The following is a 17920-nucleotide window of genomic DNA, read 5'->3' as shown; positions in this document are numbered from 1 at the left end:
CTCACTCTTTTTAATGAACAAAACTGCTGCTATGGGAGTTTTTATTTATTATGTTATAATAAATAAAACTTTAATCAGCGAATATCTTGCCGCCAAATTCCAATGTAAATTCACTAAGTTGTTCAATCTTTATTTTCTTTGGCTGTTTTCTAAAAGATTGTTATTTTCCGGATAGTTTCCATGAATAAATCCATGGTTAAAATAGGTTGATTGAAGTGAAAGGTGCGAGACTCCTGTGGGATTAGCCGGACGGGGGAGCCACACGGAAAGCGAACATCCTGGAACGGAAATCAACCTACTTCTTTAAAAGCAACAAAGTTTACGAAAACAGCCTTTTCTTTTTTCATTTTATCTAAAAGTTTATTCTATGTCAGTAATATTACTTTCTCCTTTATTAGGGTAAGAATATAGCAATACATATTTTATAGAAAGTGGAGGTGATTTTTTTGGATTTACTTTATAATTTCCCTTTAATCGCCAGTCTTGCAGCAATCTTTTTTGCTCAATTCATTAAAGTGCCCATTACGTTTTTTATCACAAAAAAAATAGATTGGAAACTTCTTACTAGTACAGGTGGAATGCCAAGCTCTCATTCAGCCGCTGTAACAGCATTATCTACTGGTGTAGCTCTTGAAAATGGCATAGGTTCCCCTTTATTTGCTGTTGCAGCTATATTTGCTATTATTACAATGTTTGATGCAACAGGTGTTAGAAGACAGGCTGGTGAACAAGCTATCGTACTTAATCAGCTAGTTGCTGACTTTAATAAATTCCTATCCGATGCAAAAGGTTGGCAAAATAAACCCGAACAGCAAAAAAGAAAAGAATTAAAGGAATTGCTTGGACATAAACCTATTGAAGTATTTTTTGGCGGGTTAACTGGGATTGCTTTAACACTTATTCTTGATACTCTTTTAAAATGATTGAAGAATTTAACCTAAGGAATAACTGGCTTATTCTCAAATAAAAAAAGGATAGAACTTTTTCTATCCTTTTTTAATATGTATTTAACAGCCTGCAAGTTATTATCTACTTTCAGAATTCGTATATTGTTGACGAAAAACTTGCATAGATTTTTTTTCATTCATTTTTTTCAGCATTGCTTCTGTCAGTTTCCCATCGCCCTTTTCAACTATATACACATCTAATGTTTTTTTTCCCCACTTTTTATAAACATCATCTACTGTTTTATAGTATAAATCCAATTTATTTCCCTGTATCGCTGAGCCTGTATCTGCTACCACACCAAAACCATAGTCAGGAATAAACAAAATCGTACCTATCGGAAAAACATTTGGATCAGCTGCAATTGTGCTATATAAATCTCTTTTTACTTTTACACCAGAATAAGTAATGCCAAATAGTGGATCATTAGGTGTTTTTCCTGTAGATTCATAACCTGCTGTATAACCTGTTGCGACAACTCTTTTTTTCGGATAAGCTGACCAGTCTCTATTTTCCAATAACGGCTTTTCTCCCAATACTTCCTTACTAGAGGAAATTTGTGTTTTTTCCGCTTGTAATCTTTTTAAACTTTTCAAAGAGACATCTAGTTCTTTTAATTTATGATGAAAACTAGTTTCTTTTATACTCTCTATTTTATTTTGGTTATCCTTGCTAGAATAGGAACTTGCTTCAACACCCGAAATAGCTTGAAAGGTTGTTAGTAATGCAAGAATAAATAATAGAAGCATTCCTATCCTTATCATTATTTTTTTTCTAAAGATCATTCTTTCACTCCTCCCAATTCTATTCATTTCCTATTCTTAAAAAAATATGCAAAAACAATCTAGAAAAACAAAATAACAAACTAGAAAATATTAACAAATGTATTTTCTACTTAAAAACAAAATACTAAAAATTAACAGTATGCTAGTTTTATTAACATTCGTTAAAGAGGCTAAAATAACCTTTTTATCCTCAATTTTTGCTGCTGTTCTCAATAAAACAAGTTATTTTGCAAGTGTCTAATATGGTTGACTATGATATGATAAAAAAAAGCAATTTATCTATTTGAGGAGGCTTATACGCATTGAAAGAAGATCAAACAATTTATGATATAACGATAATTGGTGGAGGACCTGTTGGCATGTTCACTGCTTTTTATGGTGGAATGAGACAAGCTACTGTAAAAGTAATTGAGAGCCTTCCACACTTAGGCGGTCAGCTAACTGCTCTTTATCCTGAAAAATATATATATGATATTGCAGGTTTTCCAAAAGTCCGCGCACAAGAATTAGTAGATAACTTAACAGAACAAATGTCTAAGTTTGAACAAAATATTGTTCTGGAGCAAGCCGTGCAAACTGTTAAAAAACAAGCCGATGGAATATTTAAGTTAACAACAGACAAAGAAGTTCACTTTTCAAAAACCATTATTATCACTGCTGGAAATGGGGCATTCCAGCCTCGTAGATTAGAGCTGGAACAGGCTAAAGAATATGAAGGAAAAAACCTGCATTATTTTATTAATGATTTAAATCAATTTGCAGGGAAAAAAGTGATGGTATTTGGTGGAGGAGATTCTGCAGTAGACTGGGCAATGATGCTTGAACCTATAGCAGATACGGTCTACCTAGCTCATCGCAGAGATAAATTTCGTGCACATGAACATAGTGTAGAAAATTTAATGAACTCAAAAGTAATGATTAAAACACCATTTGTTCCTTCTGAATTAATTGGTGATGAAGATGGCATTAAGCAAGTTGTCCTTGAAAATGTAACAACACAGGAGAAAGAAGTAATCGATGTAGATGCAGTTGTCGTTAACTATGGTTTTGTATCTTCACTTGGTCCTATTAAAGAATGGGGCTTAGAAATTCAAAAGAACTCCATTGTGGTCAACAGCAAAATGGAAACAAATATCCCAGGGATTTATGCAGCTGGCGATATTTGCACATATGATGGAAAAGTTAAATTAATTGCATCAGGTTTTGGAGAGGCTCCAACTTCTGTTAATAACGCAAAAGCATATTTAGATCCAAAAGCGCGGGTGCAGCCACTTCATAGCACGTCTATGTTTAAATAAGCCATTGACCTAAAAAAGTGCAGAAAATCTCTAAGAGACTTTTCTGCACTTTTTTCATTTATTTCACAATTAAAACTGGACATTTTACTCTTTTAACTACTTTATGACTTACGCTTCCTAACACCATTTCCTGCAGGGCATTTAATCCGCGGCTGCCTATTATCACTAAATCAAACGATTCTTTATTTGCATAATCCACAATTACAGGGCCTGGTTCCCCTCTAAGAAATGTGATTCTGTAAGAAACATTATTTGCTCTGATTTGTTTTTCTATCGGCAATAATTTTGTCCTTCTTGATTGCTCTAACTCTTCTTTGCTCATAGCATGAAGAACCTGATTCTTGGTTTTGGAGAAGTCAACAACATATACTACCTCTATTGTACATTCATTTATCAGACTTGCAATTCCAACCGCTTCTTTTGCTGCTCTTAATGAATGTTCCGAGCCATCTACGGCTAATAAGATCGTTTTATACATCAGCTATACTCCCAATAATCAGATTAATGTGCAGATAGTTTTGGATTCGACTGTTTATATATAGCTAATTTATCCACTAGCCTTTTACTAGAAGAATTTAACCCTTTAATCGTTACATTATTATTATTTTCACGGTATTTTAACACTACTTTATCGATAGCTCCTACTGCTGAATCATCCCAAATATGCGCATTCGCAAAGTCAATTACGATTTCCTTAGATTGAACTGTAAAATCAAAGGTTTCTACAAAACCTTCCACAGATGCAAAAAACAGTTGTCCTTCTACTTCAAAGAAAATGCTGGAATTTTTTTGTTGTTCTTTTACTTTTATCGTTGAGATTTTAGAAACAAAAAATACAGCACTTAAAATAACGCCTGCTATTACTCCCTTTGATAAATCATGTGTGGCCACTACAATAATGACAGTCACAAGCATTACCAGTGCATCACCTTTTGGGGCTTTCACCAAGTATTGAAATGAAGACCAATCAAATGTTCCAATACACACCATAATCATAATACCTGCTAGAACAGGCATTGGAATTTGTACAACTAAATCTCCTAAAACGATAATTAAAAACATCAGAAAAAGACCAGCCGTTAGTGTAGAAAGTCTCCCGCGTCCTCCTGACTTCACATTGATTACCGATTGTCCAATCATTGCACAACCTGCCATTCCGCCAAAAAAACCATTAATAATATTCGCTATTCCTTGTCCTCTAGATTCTTTATTTTTATCGCTGTCTGTCCCTGTCATATCATCTACAATAGAAGATGTTAATAATGATTCCAATAACCCGACAATAGCTAAAGCAATGGAATAAGGAAAAATAATTTTTAATGTTTCAAAAGAAAAAGGTACATCAGGAATAAAAAAAGAAGGTAAAGTTTGTGTAATAGAACCCAAATCTCCTACTGTTCGCAAATCAGCACCTGTATAGATAGAAATAATAGTTAGTAGAACAATTGCAATTAACGGTGCAGGAACAGATTTAATAAATCTAGGTACTAGATAAACAATGAGTAATGTTACCCCTACAAAAAGATACGTCAAAGAAGAAACTCCCCAAAAATGGGGTACTTGAGCCATAAAAATAAGAATGGCTAATGAATTGACAAATCCAATCATGACAGCTCTTGGAATAAATTTCATTAATTTTGCTATTTTAAACACACCAAATATTACTTGAATTATTCCTGTTAAAATGGTTGCAGCCAAAAGATAATTTAAACCATATTCCTTTACTAAAGGAACCATTAATAAAGCCATTGCGCCAGTTGCTGCTGAAATCATACCTGGACGACCACCTACAAAGGCAATAATCACTGCTATACAAAAAGATGCATATAATCCAACCATTGGATCTACACCTGCAATAATGGAAAAAGCAATTGCTTCTGGAATTAACGCTAAAGCTACTACAATGCCAGAAAGTACGTCTGCCCGAACGTTTGAAAACCACTCATGTTTTATTTCCCCTACCAATTTCTGTTCACCCCATCTATATATTTTAACTTGTTCTGCAAGTCAATTTGCATTCAACAGACATAGTGTACCATCTACTTTCCCAAAAAGGAACTATTTTGAGACTTTTTTATTTTGATAATTTGTTATGTTATGATAAAAGAGAAGTATAATCGTTAAGGGAGATTTTGAATGCTAGTTGGATATATGAGACCATATGAGGATGATTTTAATTGTAAACATCAATTAAAATTATTAAAAGAGAATTTTTGTAAAACGATTATTTCCGAGGAGCATTCCTCAGCAAAAAAAAGGACACAACTTAACAATATGATAAATAATCTTAATCAAGGAGATAAAATAGTTGTAGCCAAACTATTTGCCTTGGCAGATTCTACACGCCACTTAGTCGAGTTGTTAGAAACATTACAAACTAAAGAGGCATACCTTCAATCTCTTGCTGAGAATATAGATACAAGCAATAAATCAGGTTATCCCTTCTATGATATTATAAAGCATCTTGTAGAATTCCAAGGTGATGTCATTAGTGAAAAAACAAAAAAAGGCTTATTAGAAGCAAAACAAAAAGGAATCTCACCAGGCCGTCCGAGAAAACCTGATGAAAACGTACGACGTGCTATTATTATGTATCAAAGTAAAAAATATAGTCTTGCCCAGATTAAGGAGGAAACTGGGATCAGCAAATCCACCTTATATCGATATCTAGAAAATTAATAGGCTTTGCTGCCATTAAAAAATAGGCGAATGATTAATTTCACGCGCCTATTCGAATATCTTCTATTATATAACTTCTTCATCATTCTCGCTCTATTGCTATGCTTTTTCATCTTCCCAACTGGATTCTTTTGTTTAAAGGCATAAAAAAAACCTTCTACAATAGTTGCATTCACTATCAAGAAGGCATGTCATCCACCATCTTTTTCTTTTATTCCTGTTTTTAATTGCTTAAAATATCAGCATTCCTCAGGGCTTCCAGCATTCTTCGCCGTTCTGAACGATGAACTGCATCCGCATGAAGCAATTGCATTTGGATTGTCGATGGTAAATCCGCCGCCCATCATGGATTGTTTGTAGATGCTGATACATCAAGGTTTATAGCTGTTTTCAGGGATTATGAATTGCAAGCATGATTGTTAATTGCAAGCCTATACGATTGTTAATGTCGATAACTGAATAGTAACTAAAAAAATACAAGAATGCAATAGTAACACTATTATTAATCCCTGCTGTGTGAATGAACCAACTAAGGGTTTATCCCATCCATGCCCCCAATGAAAACGTGGAAATATGCCCCCTCCCCCATTATACCAATCGCAAATGAAAAGAGACCTCCTTGGAGCCTCTATAAGCTAAAGTTATCTAGTTCATTATCTGTCTCTTCTTTGTTGCTACCAATATAGGTCAGTGTAATCTTTGGATGTGAATGATTGAGTATCTCTTGAAGCATAGCCACATTGTGAGTCTTCTTATAGAAGTGATACCCAAATGTCTTCCTCATGGTATGAGTGCCTATTGATTGGATGCCTGCGAAATCCCCTGCCTTTTGAAGCTGTCTATATGCTTGAATTTTACTTATAGGCTTATCACCTTTACGAGAAGGGAATAGCCAATCACTATCGAGTTCTGAGACATATGTAATCACTTCATGAAAGATAGGTGTAATATTAATCATTCTAGCCTTCTTAGTCTTCCCTTCTCTGATTTGAAACTCCTTACGCTTCTTTAATTTAAGCTTGAGGAGAGAATCCCGTTTCAGATTCAATATATCACTGACACGTAAGCCTGTATTAATTCCAATTAGGAATAGGATATAGTCTCGTTCTGAACAGTGCCTCTTCAATGCCCACTTCATATCTTCTATCTGAGACTTGCTTCTGATTGGTTGAACGTCGATTAAGTGTTCTTTCTTACTCATACCAACGACTCCTTTACTATCAACGATTTGAATGTATACTTTTGTTATCTGTCTATATCATATCATCATAATCAGATAGATTCCATTGTTATCAATGAAATGAATGTAAACTTTTATCTATTAGTTTACATTGGATATATTCATAGTCGAGAAGAGCTTTAGTCAATCTAGAACTTGTCTCGAGAAGAGCATGATAAATCCTGCTCATTCTGACGAAAAATAAGTTCATTTTGATTAATCTAATTAGCCTCGAGCCATTAGACTTTCACTATCAAAACCATTCCCATAGTAGCCCCTCATATTGGCTTCGTATCGAACAATTATCGACTGCTTGTGTGCTGTTGGAGGTGGTCTCTGTATCAAGCAAGAATACTACAAGGGACTAACTCCATAGCAGGATTAAACACTGCCCTTGGATTCAATACTAAGCAGCGTCGAATGATGAGAATTACCCCTTTAAACCGCCACACGAGCCTTTTTAAGCATTGTCAGTTAGTTATTGACTATTCAGCTTCCGCTTATTGGGGTTTAATTTACATTGCTGACTTTCCTTTGGAGTCATAAAGTCCATCTTTAACTTAAAAGCTTTGAGTATTCCGCAAGTATCATCTATTCGCATTGTTGTAGTGAGCGTAGAAATATGCTTGCCTTTTTAGTGAATTTGCTTAAACTGGTGAGTTTTACAAATCTCCTTAATGAAGTTAAGCAAAATGTTCTCTTGGTTCTCACAGAAATACATATAGTTTGCCGAATGGGAAAATAATATCCAAGAGGTGATAATGTGGATAAGAATAGATTAAAATTAACATCTTCGGAGATAGGAACATTGTGGGGAGAATTTGTAAACGGCACAATGATAGATGTTGTAAATAGGTATATGGTTTCTATTATTGAGGATAAGCGTATTAAGGCCATTTTTGAGGATGCTATTAAGACTTTTGAAAAACAAAAGCAACAAATCGTAACTTTTTTGGAGAAAGAGGGATTTCCTGTTCCAATTGGATTTAATGAGTCTGACCTCTTTAAGGGTAAACAGAGATTGTTCACAGATATATTTTGCTTGAATTATTTACATATCATGAGCCTACATGGTTTACTGGGACACAGCACTGCATTAGGTGTATCAGTCAGAAAAGACTTAAGAGAGTTTTACGATTCATGTGATAATGATGCAAAAAAGATGTATCATCAAACAATTGAGCTATTACTTGATAAAGGAAATTTTCAAAGAGACCCTTTATTTTATCCAAATAAAAACCCTGAGTATGTTTCCAGTCAAGATTTCACTGATGGATTTTTCGGAAAGGGTAGAACATTAGCAGCGACAGAAATCATTAGTATTTCTTTCAACCTAAAAAAAAGCATTATGGCTAAAACTCTTTCTATCGCATTCAGTCAAGTAGCTCAATCAAAAGAAGTAAGAAAGTTTTTAGCTGATTCGGAAAAAACAGCTGATGGTCAAATAAAAACATTTTCAAAAATAATGCAAGCGGATAACTTACCAGCTCCTAAATCTTGGGAAACAGAGGTGACAACTTCAACGGAATCCCCTTTTTCCGATAAACTAATGTTGTATCATATCGGTTTCTTATTTCAAGCTGCACAAACCTATCATGGGACGGGTCTAGCCTCAGCCATGCGAACAGATCTTGTGACTGCTTATGAGAGTACAATTCTAAAAAATCTCTGGGTTACAAAAAAATGGTTTAATTTAATGGTAGAAAATAAATGGTTAGAACAACCGCCACTTGCTCCTAATAGGAAAGAAATTGCCGAAGAGGTATAGTTAGAAAATTGGGGAAGTCCTATATAGTATTTCCCCCAAAAAACATCTGCTTTGATAAAAGTTTATGCAACATTTTGCAGCAGACAAAACGGGATTTATTACTCTTTTGCTTATCTGTACTTGAATTACTTAATAAACTGCAAATGAACGCAAGAAGGTAAGTCAAGGGATTGTAGCTTATCTTCTTGTTAGAAAGTAACCCTTTTTCAATTTCAGCTTTATACTTAATCAAAGAGGATTGAAATACACTTTTGACCCTTAATGAAATCACAGTTTTATTAATAAGGTTCTAATGGGTTAAAGATACTCCCTTAGAACCCTCATTCTCCTACCCCTTCCTCAATCCTTTTTCATCTACTTCATCTACCCAATCGTTGTATTTCTCATAAAGTGGGAGTATTTGTTCTGCTTTACGTGCTATGACTTCGCACCCTCGGTCATCGTAAACAAAGAAAATAATGTCTTTTGTAATGTTCACAAAGAAAACATCGGGATAACCGATAGAGTACCCTCCAAACTTTGGCTTCAATGGAAAATCTTCATTACTAGCTGCCTTTAGTAATTCATTCACTCTTATGTCTCTCCGTTTACATAATAAGGAAAATTATTGCATCTCGTATTCGTCTGCATCATCCAACTCAAACGGATAAGGATAAGTTTTCACCTGAATTTCATTCAAATGACTTTTGTCCTTTAGAAAGGGCTTGTATACCTTAAGCTTTCTTATTAACTTCTCTTTCGTTTTGTGCTTATACACATTTGTTACAAAGAATAAATCATCATTTTGTTCAAACAATTCATTGAAAAGTGTATAGATTTGCTTATATACAAGTTGGAAACACTCAAAGTTGAGTTCATTATTTTCTCTCAATTGATAAATGTCCCCACCAAGTGAAAAGTGAATACCGATGTCCCATTGATAATAAATGCTTGGAACTAATTCTAGAGTTGAAAACCTTACTTTAAGGTAATTCCCTATGTTCATTTGCTCATCCTCACTTTCATTTCCCACTAACCTATCCACGTTAGTTAAATACATTCCCTCATAACAGAAATAACTTATATGAAAAAGGAGAGCCTCAATTAAGAGTCCTCCTTATCAATACGACCGTATCTAATTCTATTAAATATTTCAAGTGGATTGTTTGAGGTTCTTTCCCATTTAACAGGTTGTCCTTCCTCAAATAGCTTCTCCCATTCCTTACGTTCTTGCTCCTTTTCACGTTGCCATTGATAGTTAAACTCATCAATCACCTCTTCTACTTTAACCTTCCTTGTCAATTCCCTGATAGCTGTATCAAGTCTCATGTGTTCCATGGCTTTATCTCCATACTTTTCTTCATACTCCCGAATCCTGTTTCTTATTTCTTCCATTGCTGCTAGAGATTCATCATAGTGATTGGAAGCTTGGACGTTTGACTTAACTACATTAACAACTCTTTTTTCTATATTTTTCTCTAATACAATCTCCTTAATGGCTTTATTAACTTGATGTTTTTTGATTTGTTCTCTCTTGATTAGTTCTTCTTGTTGCTCCATATTATTGAAGCTGGTTTCATTTTTGACGCTTTTCCTAGGTTCTACATTCGATATGTTTGATAATCCTAAACATGCAAGTTGTTCCCTCTTTTGTTCATCATTCAATTTTTGTATGTTTTTGATTTCTCTTGAATCAATCACACTCATACCATGCAACAGGATATGGCTTTCTCTAATACAATCAACATATTTATCGCTCTTAAGTAAAGCTTCATATGGCGTGAGTTCCCTCCGCATTTCCATTTCTTTGTTTCGTGCAACGAATTCATCTTCAGTCATGTTCAACATTGCTAACACTTCTTTTGTATCCTCATCCATTGTAAGCTTTTTAGACTCAAACTCTAATCTCTTTTCATGCTCCTTTTGAGCATTTCCTACAACGTACTCAAGCAACTTGTTATGATAAGCCTTTTCATTTTCAAACTGATTGAAGGAATCAATATCAGAAGGATAATGAGCATTAATAAACAAGTCAATAGAATTTTTGTTTAAAACTTCGATTCGTAACACTTCATAAATATACTGCAATCGCATTGCATTGCCTTCAACATCTTCGACACCTTCAATATATTCAAGCCACTCAGCATTAAAAGCCTTAACCTTTCTGGAGTTCTTTAACATTAGAACCTGTGATTTATTAACCCCATGCTTATTTAAATTCCCTTTATTCCTCTTCAATGATACTTTCTGATGTGGCGTAAACTTTTTAACTGCATTTTGTAGTGTCCATTTTTTTGCCACCTTGTTCAACTATTTTCTTTTTATTTTTATTGATGGTTTTGAACATAAACTTCTGTGCAGGATTTCCCCCTATATATTATTAAGATAATTAGGGACAAATCTTGCACTGTTTTTTTCCCTTTGATTCGACTTGTTTTTTCTATCTGTTTGTGTGATTTTAAATAGTATTTTTTGATTTTTGTTATTTTAATCTGATTCAACTTGTAACTTATGATATCTATTCTATGTCTCAGACAACAAAAAAAGGAGAAAATTCGCAGAACTTATCTCGTTTTAGAATACACACTACCCCCTATCCAATATAGGCTTTTAAATTAGCCTATCCCTATAAGTACATCATAGGCATACAGAATAAGCGTGTCTCCTTACGAGACGGTCACTTGTAACTTTCCCCTTAATGGTTTGGTTTATTTAATTGTCAATATAGCATTTAAATTATAAGTCTTTTTAGGATGCCATACAGGAAATCTTTTCACGAAAAAATAATATCATTAAGAGGCTTAGTATTGACTTATTCACTTACCCTAGCGTATCACTTGCAACTATGCTCAATTTATAACTCGGTATAACTTCTAACACTTCGTCAAAACCTTGAATAAAGTTGCTAGCATCACCTAGATTACAATAAGAATCTATTAATTCAAAAGTTGTTATATTTAATAAATGAATAGAAAACTCTCTATCTTCCTTCATTCCTTTTAGCTTCGGCATATCTCTTATTATCATATAGTTATTTTTTTTACAAACCACTAAATCTCTAAGTTTAATAGCAAAATCTTTCCTCTCTCTTTCATCAATTAATCTCATTCTGCTTACCTCCCATTTATGTAAATAGGCTTACTATTTCAGCATAAAACAACTGCTTTTCATCAAATTCGAACAGATTCTTTCATCAATATCTTTTCAAGCATTTAGGAAGGCTTAAACAATAAATCCTCTGAAAAGAATACTTGTTGGACATGCACTTATGCTAAGATGAAACAGTAAGCTAGGTTTCGCAAGAGAAGCAGCTTACCATGCCGCTTTCCTCACTTTTCCTTGCTAATGTCTAGTTCATTATGTATCTCTAGTTTTCTATTCCTTGTTTCCTGAACTTCTCTTATAGCTTCATTAACCACATCTATATCTTCCTGTGTTATGATGTTAGTTTCATTCATGTTATTCCCTCCTAATTATTTAGAAACATTATTATTCTCTTTGCCTTTTCTAATAATGACTCAGTTACTGGTTACTATAAAACTACTACATAAGCTAAACATGCATTTTTCCTTTTAGTCCATACATCCGTATAAACAATAGGCATGTACCACCTTCCATTAATAAGATATATCTCATTGTAACATCGAAAATATTATTTGTGTATAATTAACTAAAATGTAAATATTAAACAAAACCATTGCAAAATCTATATATATCAATGACTATTATTTTTACTATTTAACTCCATCATTAAACAAAACTATCGCAATATAAATAGTAAAGGGAACAGTCACAGACTGCCCCTTACTTATTGTTACTCTATGAATTCCGCTTCTATATGAGGTAATGTTATTTGATGGCCTGCTTGTGGCTCATATGTGTGAGAGCCTTTAACTGTCCCATATACAGTGACTATATCCTCCTCTACAAACTCTGTTGTCCCTGCATAAGTTATATAAACTACATCGCTAACGTCATATCCATATGATTCCTTAGTCACCGCCAGCCTTAGTAACTGTAGAAAATGAACGTTTTCTTACTCTGTTATTATTTTTTTCCTTCTTACTAAATTCATCACTGGTGAAAAAGTATCATGGCTTTTCCTCAAATCCTCTGTATCCATCTGAATATACCGCCTCATGGTTCGAATATCAGACCATCCACCCATCTTCTGCAAAGTAAAAGCATCACATCCATTTAGCGTCATATTCTTTGCCCAAGTATGTCTATAAACATGCGCAGTAACTTTCTTATCCTTAATACCAGCCTTTTCAGCGTAATACTTTAAACGTTTATTAAAATGATTCTGTCCCAATGGCTCTCCATATGATGAAAGAAAAATCCTGTCTGTAGAAAAATGCTTTTTATTTTCATTGATTAACTGCAATAGCAACTTCACTGTATGTGCAGATATTGGAACAATCCGTGGTCTGCGGTTTTTATTCTTGTCTCCTGCAAGCGTAATAAACCTTGTTTGAAAATCAACATCCCCTGTGCGTAAACTTAATAGCTCATTTGCTCTAATGCCACTATCCAGCAATAATATCATCGCAACATAATCTCTTTGGTTTGGCTGTCTAAGTACCTCTTTTACCTCTTCGTTTGTAAAACAGTTGGTAAGGTCAATGTCCTGTCGCAGTTGCTTCACGTTTGCCATTGGATTTATTTCGATTAAATCCTCTCGCTCCAAATAATTAAACATTGCTCTATATACTCGCAAACGAATATTAATGGTTGTATCAGACAAACCTATCCCCTGTTCGCTCTTGATATATTTATGCCCATCATATTTTGGTGCATCATATTTCAAATAGTTAATATAATCCCGAAAAATTTGTGGGGATAATTCGTCTACTATTTCAATCTCATAGTTTTTGTGAAGCCAAGTAACAAAATAGTTCCAATCCTTTTTATAGTCCTTTAGTGTTCTCTGTCTCAATCCTTCTGCACTTTTCCCTGCTACAACTAGGTCAATTGCCTGTTCCATTGTTAATTTTGGATATTCCTTTTGATTAGCCATTTTCCCTACTGGTTTCTTCCTAACTCGCTTGTTTAAAGACATAAAAAAGCCTCCTCGATAGTTATGTTTTTGACATTAACTAATCGAGAAGACTTGTAATCCACAACCCTGATTTAGCATAACTGGGGTTGTTAATACACATTTTCTAGATTGTGTACACTCAAGTTTCCCCTGTAATTCACAATCCCTGTAACACAATTCTTCATTCAACAATTTTTAGCATTCCTCAGGGCTTCCAGCATTCTTCGCCGTTCTGAACGATGAACCGCATCCGCATGAAGCAATTGCATTTGGATTGTCGATGGTAAATCCGCCGCCCATCATGGATTGTTTGTAGTCAATTTTTGTTCCTTTTAAAATAGCTGAATCATTTTGGTCTACAATTAACTGGATTCCAAATTGTTCGGATAGCATATCTTTTTCTTCCCTTTCTGCTGCAAAACCCATTCCATAAGATAATCCGCTGCATCCGCCACCTCTTACAGCAACTCTTAAGAATGCTGCATCTTCTTCACTTTCTTTCATCATTTCTTTTATTTGTAAAGCAGCCGCTTCTGTTAAAATAACAATTTCTTCTGACATATTAATATATTCCTCCCTTATTTATCTTTTCTTTAGTATATACTGCTAAACATAACTACTCAACTGAATCGTTTTTGGGAAATTCTGATATTCTTCCTATCTTCACTCGAAAGGAAACCTTAGGCAGCAAATAATCTCTTTTATCCCTATCGTTCTTAGCAATCAAATCCATATTTTATTATGTAAATTTTTTTTATAAATCATCAAAACAAATAAGTATAATAGTACTATTTCGTGTATAATCATTTTGAACTATATTCCCTATTTTCAGGAAGGTGCGATGATGACTAGTATAGAACCACTTTATGATAAGCAATGTACATGTTTATTATGTGGCACTGATTTTACAACAAAAAAAATCCGCATAAAGTTTGTTAAAGTGTTAAACCTTGATTCAGATTTTTCTCCTACATATGCTGATAGTAATAATCCATTGTTTTATTATGTACATATTTGTCCAGCTTGCGGATTTTCCTTTCATGAAGAATCCACTCCTAAATTTTCGTTTAATGAAAAAATGCTTTTAATTGAAAAAGTATGCAACCAGTGGACACCTCGTTCTTTTGGCAGCAAGCGCTCTCTCAGTGATGCCATTACATCTTATAAATTAGCGACCTATTGTGCGACTTTGCGAGAAGAAAAACATGTTTTGATTGGGGGCTTATATATTAGATTGGCATGGATCTACCGCTCCATTCTTGAGAAGAATCAAGAGAATCGATTCCTTCTTCTTGCCCTGCAAGAATATGAAGCTTCTTATATGACAGGAGACTATAAAGGAACAATAGTCTCTGAATTAAAAACGATGTATTTAATAGGAGAACTAGCTAGAAGAACTGGACAAATCTCCAAAGCAATAAAATACTTTTCTCTCGTTATTGAGCAGCAAACTAACACTATTGAACCTAATATCATTCATTTAGCCAAAGAAGGCTGGAGTAGAATCAAGGAATTTCACCAGACATGATCTACATAAAATGAAGCTTACATCTGGTAAAAACCAAAAAGGGGATCCAATAAGTTAATTTCCTAACTATTGCATACCCCTTTTTATGTTCAAAAATGCTGTTATACCAACATTTTGATTATTAAATTTTAATAGATCTTTTCTTTTTGGCCAATTTCTTTTATTTAAAAAAAGGATCTTCTTCTATAAATGTATAAACATTTTTAACTAATTCTTCCGTAGTTTCCCCTGTCACTACTTCCCCATTCACTAATGCAAATAAGGATTCGCCACATTGCCCGCATAATCCTAAGCAGCCATAATCCAATACATCTAGATTTTCATCGCTTTCTAAAACCTCTTTAGCTGCTTGTGATCCAGAAGAAAGGTTACTAAGGCAAAATTCTATAATTGGTTTAAACAAGTTTCTCACCTCTTTAATACAACATATCGTATCTTTTTTCATTTTAATAATCAAGAATAAAGTTGCTCTACCCGTTAATATACTGTTATATAAGGACAAAGTTTTCACCTTTTCTCTCTAGTAAACAGGCAGTAAGACCCTTACCTAAAAGAGCATAAAAGGTCCGAAGAAAAAATCTAGGTAGCAAAATTTGCTTCATACAAGCACGATTGTTGGGTGCACTTTATTTATTTAGGCTGGTTTCGTAAACTTTGTTCCTATTTAATCAAAAAAAGAGCAATTGATTTCCGCTCCATTCAACTTCTTTATGAACGATTAAGTATATAAAACCTATTTAAAAATTTGTAAACTCCATAAATGGAATAATAAATTATTACCAAATAAGTTTCGCAACCATTTACTTTTAAAGGGGACGTTGTATGAAAAATCTTGTTATTCTTGGAGGTGGCTATGGTGGAATGAAGCTTCTTACTAGCATTATTCCTCATTTGCCATACAATATTTTAATAACACTTATTGATAGAACGCCATATCATTTTCTAAAAACGGAATACTATGCCTTAGCTGCAGGGACTGTATCAGATAATCATATCCGCATTCCGTTTCCTGAGCATCCCCAAGTATCCTTTATTGAAGGAGAAGTCGATAAAATTGATTTGCAGCAGAATGAAATTTTATTGAAGAATAAAGGTACTATTTTATATGATGATTTAATTATCGGCCTTGGCTGTGAAGATAATTACCACAATGTTGCAGGTGCGGATACATCCACACATAGCATTCAATCTATTGAAAAATCGCGACAAACTCATCAAGAACTAAACCAGCTGCTTCCAAAATCTAAGGTTGCGATTATTGGTGCTGGTTTAAGTGGAGTAGAATTAGCTTCAGAGCTGCAAGAAAGCAGATCTGATTTACACATAACACTTTTTGACAGAGGAAAAAATATTCTGTCTTCCTATCCACCTCGCGTCAGCAAATATGTGGAAAAATGGTTTGAAACACATCAAGTAAAGATTATTCGTTGCAGCAAGATAACAGAGATTAAAGAAAATACCGTCTACAATCATGGAGAGGGAGAGCATTTTGATTGTATTGTTTGGACAGCGGGAGTAAAACCAAATAAAGTGGTGCAAAACATCCAAGTAGAAAAAGATGATAAAGGTCGTGTTATCTTGACCAAATATCATCATCTGCCAAATAATGAGCATGTTTTTGTTGTTGGAGATTGTGCTAGTTTAAACAAACCACAAAGTGCACAACTTGCCGAGGGACAGGCCGAGCAAATTGCAACCGTATTAATTGCCCGTTGGAAAGGAGAGAAATTGCCTGAAAAAATGCCAGAAATAAAATTAAAAGGAATTTTAGGCTCATTAGGCAGCAAACATGGGTTTGGATTAGTTGCCAATACCCCATTAACCGGAAGGGTGCCCCGTCTCATTAAATTGGGGGTACTTTGGAAGGATAAAACAAAAAAGAAAAAAATATTTAGATTTTAGTTAAAAGAGGCTGATGGCTAAACAGCCTCTTCTTTTTCACATACTTACATAACCATATTTTTCAAATTCCGCATAAATTGTTTTCAAACGAGGATTGCCTTCTCCAATAATTTCACCTTCAATCACCACAATTGGATAAAACAAATCTTCTTCAATAATTTTTTTGCAAAAAGCATTTTTTTCTTCGTCTACAGGAGGATGAAAAATATCATAATAATGAATACTAAATTTTTGATCAGGAAACTTTCTGCCAATTGCTGCTTGCAGCCATTCATACGTATCTTTTGATGATGGTAAATTCACACAGCTTGCACAAATTTGTTCTGCCCCATATATGCTAACTTCTACTTCTTTTATCATGCTTATCGCTCCCTTGCTTATATGTTTCTAGTTACATTCTTCTAGCTTAATAAGTACCATTTATTGTTTAGATGATTTACTACTTCTATAATAGATTTTTTATCTTATTGTGATTATAATAAAGAATAGGAAAGGAGTCGATATATATGGCAGAATTAGAAATGAAAGAACAAGTTCAGGAAGTATTAGATAAATTGCGCCCATTCCTTTTAAGAGATGGTGGAGACTGCGAATTAGTAGACGTGGAAGATGGTATTGTTAAATTACGTTTATTAGGCGCTTGTGGCTCTTGCCCAAGTTCTACTATCACTTTAAAAGCTGGTATAGAACGTGCATTACTAGAAGAAGTTCCTGGAGTTATGGAAGTAGAACAAGTATTCTAAACCAAATCCAATAAAAGAGACACCAGCAAAAAG

The 17920-nt window shown here is 34.1% G+C and carries 18 protein-coding genes and 3 pseudogenes; 7 read left to right on the top strand and 14 right to left on the bottom strand.

Translation table 11 applies throughout. The annotated features are described in order from the left end of the window. Positions 1–446: 446 nt before the first annotated feature. Complete coding sequence (locus tag CWS01_RS11610; protein ID WP_101177361.1) at positions 447–923, top strand: divergent PAP2 family protein; 477 nt, start codon at positions 447–449, stop codon at positions 921–923. Between the two features lie 102 nt (positions 924–1025). On the opposite strand, the gene CWS01_RS11605 is transcribed toward CWS01_RS11610, so the two are convergent. Next, complete coding sequence (locus tag CWS01_RS11605) at positions 1026–1730, bottom strand: 3D domain-containing protein (RefSeq protein ID WP_101177360.1); 705 nt, start codon at positions 1728–1730, stop codon at positions 1026–1028. A gap of 302 nt (positions 1731–2032) precedes the next feature. Between CWS01_RS11605 and CWS01_RS11600 the strand changes: the two genes are divergently transcribed. Beyond that, entirely contained in the window at positions 2033–3028 is a 996-nt protein-coding gene (locus CWS01_RS11600; protein ID WP_101177359.1) for an NAD(P)/FAD-dependent oxidoreductase, read from the top strand. A 58-nt stretch (positions 3029–3086) separates the two neighbouring features. Here the strand turns inward: CWS01_RS11600 and CWS01_RS11595 are convergent, their stop codons facing one another. Beyond that, positions 3087–3506: a universal stress protein gene (locus CWS01_RS11595; protein ID WP_101177358.1), complete on the bottom strand. Its 420-nt coding sequence runs from the start codon at positions 3504–3506 to the stop codon at positions 3087–3089. 23 nt (positions 3507–3529) lie between these two features. Further along, a complete protein-coding gene (locus tag CWS01_RS11590) occupies positions 3530–4993 on the bottom strand; it encodes a SulP family inorganic anion transporter (RefSeq protein WP_101177357.1) in 1464 nt (487 codons plus the stop codon). Between the two features lie 171 nt (positions 4994–5164). Here CWS01_RS11590 and CWS01_RS11585 point away from each other — a divergent pair, with 171 nt between their 5' ends. Next, positions 5165–5707 (top strand): recombinase family protein, encoded by a 543-nt coding sequence (locus CWS01_RS11585; protein WP_101177356.1) that lies wholly within the window; start codon positions 5165–5167, stop codon positions 5705–5707. Between the two features lie 239 nt (positions 5708–5946). Here the strand turns inward: CWS01_RS11585 and CWS01_RS11575 are convergent. Further along, positions 5947–6066: pseudogene (locus CWS01_RS11575) on the bottom strand (iron-sulfur cluster assembly accessory protein); the annotation flags it as partial. A 269-nt stretch (positions 6067–6335) separates the two neighbouring features. After that, on the bottom strand, positions 6336–6908 hold the full coding sequence (locus CWS01_RS11570; protein ID WP_101177354.1) for a tyrosine-type recombinase/integrase: 573 nt from the start codon (positions 6906–6908) through the stop codon (positions 6336–6338). Between the two features lie 781 nt (positions 6909–7689). Here CWS01_RS11570 and CWS01_RS11565 point away from each other — a divergent pair. After that, positions 7690–8694, top strand: a complete 1005-nt coding sequence (locus tag CWS01_RS11565; protein WP_101177353.1) for a DUF3231 family protein — start codon at positions 7690–7692, stop codon at positions 8692–8694. Between the two features lie 328 nt (positions 8695–9022). Here the strand turns inward: CWS01_RS11565 and CWS01_RS11560 are convergent. From CWS01_RS11560 to CWS01_RS11540, 7 genes and pseudogenes are all read right to left on the bottom strand, one after another. Further along, positions 9023–9679 (bottom strand): annotated as a pseudogene (locus tag CWS01_RS11560) (DUF3885 domain-containing protein). Between the two features lie 98 nt (positions 9680–9777). Then, entirely contained in the window at positions 9778–10974 is a 1197-nt protein-coding gene (locus tag CWS01_RS11555; RefSeq protein ID WP_157827633.1) for a hypothetical protein, read from the bottom strand. A gap of 519 nt (positions 10975–11493) precedes the next feature. Then, entirely contained in the window at positions 11494–11781 is a 288-nt protein-coding gene (locus CWS01_RS11550; protein ID WP_101177351.1) for a hypothetical protein, read from the bottom strand. A gap of 221 nt (positions 11782–12002) precedes the next feature. Next, positions 12003–12131: a hypothetical protein gene (locus CWS01_RS23175; RefSeq protein ID WP_268877068.1), complete on the bottom strand. Its 129-nt coding sequence runs from the start codon at positions 12129–12131 to the stop codon at positions 12003–12005. A 356-nt stretch (positions 12132–12487) separates the two neighbouring features. Further along, a complete protein-coding gene (locus CWS01_RS22370) occupies positions 12488–12673 on the bottom strand; it encodes a hypothetical protein (protein WP_157827632.1) in 186 nt (61 codons plus the stop codon). Positions 12674–12709: 36 nt separating this feature from the next. Next, a complete protein-coding gene (locus CWS01_RS11545) occupies positions 12710–13735 on the bottom strand; it encodes a tyrosine-type recombinase/integrase (protein WP_101177350.1) in 1026 nt (341 codons plus the stop codon). 174 nt (positions 13736–13909) lie between these two features. Next, positions 13910–14275, bottom strand: a complete 366-nt coding sequence (locus CWS01_RS11540) for a HesB/IscA family protein (RefSeq protein ID WP_101177349.1) — start codon at positions 14273–14275, stop codon at positions 13910–13912. A gap of 283 nt (positions 14276–14558) precedes the next feature. Between CWS01_RS11540 and CWS01_RS11535 the strand changes: the two genes are divergently transcribed. Further along, positions 14559–15242, top strand: coding sequence for a DUF2225 domain-containing protein (locus CWS01_RS11535; RefSeq protein ID WP_101177348.1), 684 nt, complete (start codon positions 14559–14561; stop codon positions 15240–15242). A 160-nt stretch (positions 15243–15402) separates the two neighbouring features. Here CWS01_RS11535 and CWS01_RS11530 read toward each other — a convergent pair whose 3' ends face one another. Beyond that, positions 15403–15645 carry a YuzB family protein gene (locus tag CWS01_RS11530; protein WP_407938561.1) on the bottom strand — a complete coding sequence of 81 codons (243 nt, stop codon included), beginning with the start codon at positions 15643–15645 and terminating at the stop codon, positions 15403–15405. A 419-nt stretch (positions 15646–16064) separates the two neighbouring features. Between CWS01_RS11530 and CWS01_RS11525 the strand changes: the two genes are divergently transcribed. Continuing rightward, positions 16065–17144: an NAD(P)/FAD-dependent oxidoreductase gene (locus CWS01_RS11525; protein WP_101177347.1), complete on the top strand. Its 1080-nt coding sequence runs from the start codon at positions 16065–16067 to the stop codon at positions 17142–17144. A gap of 36 nt (positions 17145–17180) precedes the next feature. Here the strand turns inward: CWS01_RS11525 and CWS01_RS11520 are convergent, their stop codons facing one another. Next, on the bottom strand, positions 17181–17504 hold the full coding sequence (locus CWS01_RS11520; RefSeq protein WP_101177346.1) for a YuzD family protein: 324 nt from the start codon (positions 17502–17504) through the stop codon (positions 17181–17183). Between the two features lie 87 nt (positions 17505–17591). Here CWS01_RS11520 and CWS01_RS11515 point away from each other — a divergent pair. Continuing rightward, positions 17592–17887: pseudogene (locus tag CWS01_RS11515) on the top strand (NifU family protein). The last annotated feature ends 33 nt before the right edge of the window (positions 17888–17920 follow it).

The organism is Niallia nealsonii (assembly GCF_002835805.1).
Lineage (GTDB): Bacteria > Bacillota > Bacilli > Bacillales > Cytobacillaceae > Niallia > Niallia nealsonii.
This window is presented reverse-complemented; position numbering and strand designations above follow the sequence as displayed.

What these genes read in the sequence shown, in the direction of transcription:
- CWS01_RS11605 (WP_101177360.1), bottom strand. Translation starts at nt 1,730, where the DNA reads ATGATCTTTAGAAAAAAAATAATGATAAGGATAGGAATGCTTCTATTA.
- CWS01_RS11525 (WP_101177347.1), top strand. Translation starts at nt 16,065, where the DNA reads ATGAAAAATCTTGTTATTCTTGGAGGTGGCTATGGTGGAATGAAGCTT.
- CWS01_RS11550 (WP_101177351.1), bottom strand. Translation starts at nt 11,781, where the DNA reads ATGAGATTAATTGATGAAAGAGAGAGGAAAGATTTTGCTATTAAACTT.
- CWS01_RS23175 (WP_268877068.1), bottom strand. Translation starts at nt 12,131, where the DNA reads ATGAATGAAACTAACATCATAACACAGGAAGATATAGATGTGGTTAAT.
- CWS01_RS11545 (WP_101177350.1), bottom strand. Translation starts at nt 13,735, where the DNA reads ATGTCTTTAAACAAGCGAGTTAGGAAGAAACCAGTAGGGAAAATGGCT.
- CWS01_RS11535 (WP_101177348.1), top strand. Translation starts at nt 14,559, where the DNA reads ATGACTAGTATAGAACCACTTTATGATAAGCAATGTACATGTTTATTA.
- CWS01_RS11585 (WP_101177356.1), top strand. Translation starts at nt 5,165, where the DNA reads ATGCTAGTTGGATATATGAGACCATATGAGGATGATTTTAATTGTAAA.
- CWS01_RS11520 (WP_101177346.1), bottom strand. Translation starts at nt 17,504, where the DNA reads ATGATAAAAGAAGTAGAAGTTAGCATATATGGGGCAGAACAAATTTGT.
- CWS01_RS11540 (WP_101177349.1), bottom strand. Translation starts at nt 14,275, where the DNA reads ATGTCAGAAGAAATTGTTATTTTAACAGAAGCGGCTGCTTTACAAATA.
- CWS01_RS11570 (WP_101177354.1), bottom strand. Translation starts at nt 6,908, where the DNA reads ATGAGTAAGAAAGAACACTTAATCGACGTTCAACCAATCAGAAGCAAG.
- CWS01_RS11595 (WP_101177358.1), bottom strand. Translation starts at nt 3,506, where the DNA reads ATGTATAAAACGATCTTATTAGCCGTAGATGGCTCGGAACATTCATTA.